The sequence below is a fragment of the Nocardia sp. NPDC055053 genome (genome assembly GCF_053608285.1).
The window spans coordinates 1-3,175 of record NZ_JBSGVD010000049.1 but is presented as its reverse complement, the minus strand read 5'-3'; the positions used below and the strand labels follow the sequence as shown (position 1 = coordinate 3,175).

Sequence of the window (3,175 nt, the reverse complement as noted above, 5' to 3'; positions counted from 1 at the left end):
CAGGCGCCGGTGCGCAGGCGACGAAGGAGCAAGCACCGGTGCCTGATCGGCGGGACAGGAGGGGCCGCGACTCGAGCGCGCCAGCGCTCCAACTACACAAGCCGGACGACCGCGATGATGCCGACGATGACGATCACCGCGCGCAACACGTTCGGCGACAGCTTGCGGCCGACCTTCGCGCCCAGCTGGCCGCCGATGATCGAGCCGACCGCGATCAGCACGACGGCCTGCCAGTTCACCTCGGCGACGACGATGAAGATGGCCGCCGACACCGCGTTGACGATCAGCGCCAGCACGTTCTTCACCCCGTTGAGCCGCTGGATGTCCTCGTGCACGAACACACCGAGCAGTCCGAGCAGCAGCACGCCCTGCGCGGCGCCGAAGTATCCGCCGTAGATGCCGGTGCCGAACACCGCGACCAGCAGGATCGGCCCGCCGTGCGCGGGTACCGCGGTGTCCCCGGCTTCTCTGCGGGCCTTCACCCAGGCCGCCAGGCGCGGCTGGACAACCACCAGGATCAGCGCGGCGATGATCAGGACAGGGACGATCGCCTTGAAGGCCTCGGCGGGCATGGTGAGCAGCAGGATCGCGCCGGTGATGCCGCCGAGCAGCGAGGCGGTGCCCAGCTGCAGTAGTCGCGATCGCTGCCCTTCCAGTTCGCGCCGGTAGCCGATGACCCCGCTGATCGAGCCGGGGACAAGGCCGATCGTGTTGGAGACGTTCGCGGTGACCGGCGGCACACCGAAGGCCAGCAGCGCGGGGAAGGTGATGAGGGTGCCGGAGCCGACGATCGTATTGATGCCACCCGCCGCGATACCCGCCGCGAAAATGGCCACTTGCTGCAACCAGGTCATCCGAGTTCCTTAGTGCCGTCTCGTCGGACGCGATGGTCCGTACAAGCGTGCGAATCGCTGCAAACGGTACCGGCTGCAAGCTACCGCCCGGTTTCTTCCCCAGGCCGCGTACCAGCGAAGCAAGGCACACGGTAAGCTAGGTGGATCATGCAGCGGGCACTTCTTCTCGGCCGCCGCGACGGGTTCTGATACGGACCGGCTCCCGTCGCGGGGTTCCAACGCGCCGGTCAACCCGCTCCCACCAGGGAATCAACCACACCCCACGGAGAAACTTGCATGTCCTCGGCTGACGCATTCGTATCCGCTTCGCGCACCATCACGGCCCCCGGTAAACCCGCTCCGGCCGACCAGCCCGCCTGGAACCATCAGAAGAACTCGTCGATGCCGTCGTTCCGGTACCGGCCCTACGCCGAAGAGGTCGAGCCCATCTCGGTGCCCGACCGTACCTGGCCCGACAAGATCATCGACCGCGCGCCCGCGTGGTGTGCCGTCGACCTGCGCGACGGCAACCAGGCCCTCATCGACCCGATGAGCCCGGCCCGCAAGCGCCGCATGTTCGACCTGCTGGTCCGGATGGGCTACAAGGAGATCGAGGTCGGGTTCCCGGCCGCGAGCCAGACCGATTTCGATTTCGTCCGCGAGATCATCGAAGACGGCGCCATCCCCGCCGACGTCACCATCCAGGTGCTGACCCAGTGCCGCCCCGAGCTGATCGAGCGCACCTTCGAGGCGTGCAACGGCGCCCCGAACGTGATCGTGCACTTCTACAACTCCACCTCGATCCTGCAGCGTCGCGTGGTCTTCCGCGCCGAGCGCGACGCGGTGAAGAAGATCGCCACCGACGCCGCGGCGCTGTGCCTGAAGATCGAGAAGCGCTACCCCGACACCGCGTGGCGCTACGAGTACAGCCCGGAGTCCTACACCGGCACCGAGCTGGACTACGCCCGTGAGGTCTGCGACGCGGTCTCCGAGATCATCGCGCCGACCCCGGAGAAGCCGCTGATCATCAACCTGCCCGCGACCGTCGAGATGGCGACGCCGAACGTCTACGCCGACTCGATCGAGTGGATGCACCGCAACCTGGCCCGCCGCGACTCCATCGTGCTGTCGCTGCACCCGCACAACGACCGCGGTACCGCCGTGGCCGCCGCGGAGCTGGGCTACCAGGCAGGCGCCGACCGCATCGAGGGCTGCCTGTTCGGCAACGGTGAGCGCACCGGCAACGTCTGCCTGGTGACCCTGGGTATGAACATGTTCTCCCGCGGCATCGACCCGCAGATCAACTTCTCCGACATCGACGAGATCCGCCGCACGGTCGAGTACTGCAACCAGCTGGCCGTTGCCGAGCGCCACCCCTACGGCGGCGATCTGGTCTACACCGCGTTCTCCGGCAGCCACCAGGACGCCATCAACAAGGGCCTGGACGCGATGAAGGCCGCCGCCGACGCGCAGGACGCCGACGTGGCCGACATCGTCTGGGAGGTCCCGTACCTGCCGATCGACCCGAAGGACGTCGGCCGCACCTACGAGGCCGTCATCCGGGTGAACTCGCAGTCCGGCAAGGGCGGCGTCGCCTACATCATGAAGACCGATCACGGCCTGGTGCTGCCGCGCAGGCTGCAGATCGAGTTCTCGCAGGCGATCCAGGCGATCACCGACGGTGAGGGCGGCGAAGTGACGCCCAAGGAGATGTGGGACGTCTTCGCCACCGAGTACCTGAACCCGATCCTGCCGCTGGAGCGGATCAAGCAGACGGTGACCGCGGCCGAGACCGACGGCGGCGTCGACTCGATCGTGGCGACCGTGAAGGTCGACGGCGTCGAGCAGGAGATCAGCGGTTCGGGCAACGGGCCGCTGGCCGCCTTCATCGACGCGATCGCGACAGTCGGCTTCGAGGTGCGGGTGCTCGACTACAGCGAGCACGCCATGTCCGCCGGTGACGACGCGCAGGCCGCGGCCTACGTCGAGGTCGCGGTCGGCGACAAGGTCGTGTGGGGCGTCGGCATCGCCACCTCGATCACCACCGCTTCGCTGCGCGCGGTCGTCTCGGCCGTCAACCGCGCCGCCGCCGGTACCGCCTCTCCGGGAACTCAGCGGGTCGTCCGGTAGCTCGTCAGTTGGCCGTCGGGCTTGCGTTCAGCCCGGTTCGAGTCGGAGGTGCTGGGGGAGTTACCCATGTTCTTGCGTGATCAGTGGGTGGCGCTGCGCATCACTCCCCCAGCCCCGCACATCCCGACCTCGAGGAGGGATCGCCGCGCAGCGGCGGTTCGCGGCCGTCCCGCCGGTCAGGTGCCGTTTCGTAGGCGACGAAGGAGCAAGAA

General features: G+C 67.9%; 2 protein-coding genes. One reads left to right on the top strand and one right to left on the bottom strand.

Annotated elements, in window-relative coordinates:
• Positions 1-92 precede the first annotated feature (92 nt).
• A complete protein-coding gene (locus ACWF82_RS31070) occupies positions 93-854 on the bottom strand; it encodes a sulfite exporter TauE/SafE family protein (protein WP_452506982.1) in 762 nt (253 codons plus the stop codon).
• Positions 855-1,130: 276 nt separating this feature from the next.
• On the opposite strand from ACWF82_RS31070, the gene leuA reads away from it, so the two are divergent.
• The gene (gene leuA, locus ACWF82_RS31065) at positions 1,131-2,963 is read left to right on the top strand and encodes a 2-isopropylmalate synthase (protein ID WP_452506980.1); all 1,833 of its coding nucleotides are present in this window, start codon (positions 1,131-1,133) and stop codon (positions 2,961-2,963) included.
• Positions 2,964-3,175: the final 212 nt, after the last annotated feature.

What these genes read in the sequence shown, in the direction of transcription:
- leuA (WP_452506980.1), top strand. Translation starts at nt 1,131, where the DNA reads ATGTCCTCGGCTGACGCATTCGTATCCGCTTCGCGCACCATCACGGCC.
- ACWF82_RS31070 (WP_452506982.1), bottom strand. Translation starts at nt 854, where the DNA reads ATGACCTGGTTGCAGCAAGTGGCCATTTTCGCGGCGGGTATCGCGGCG.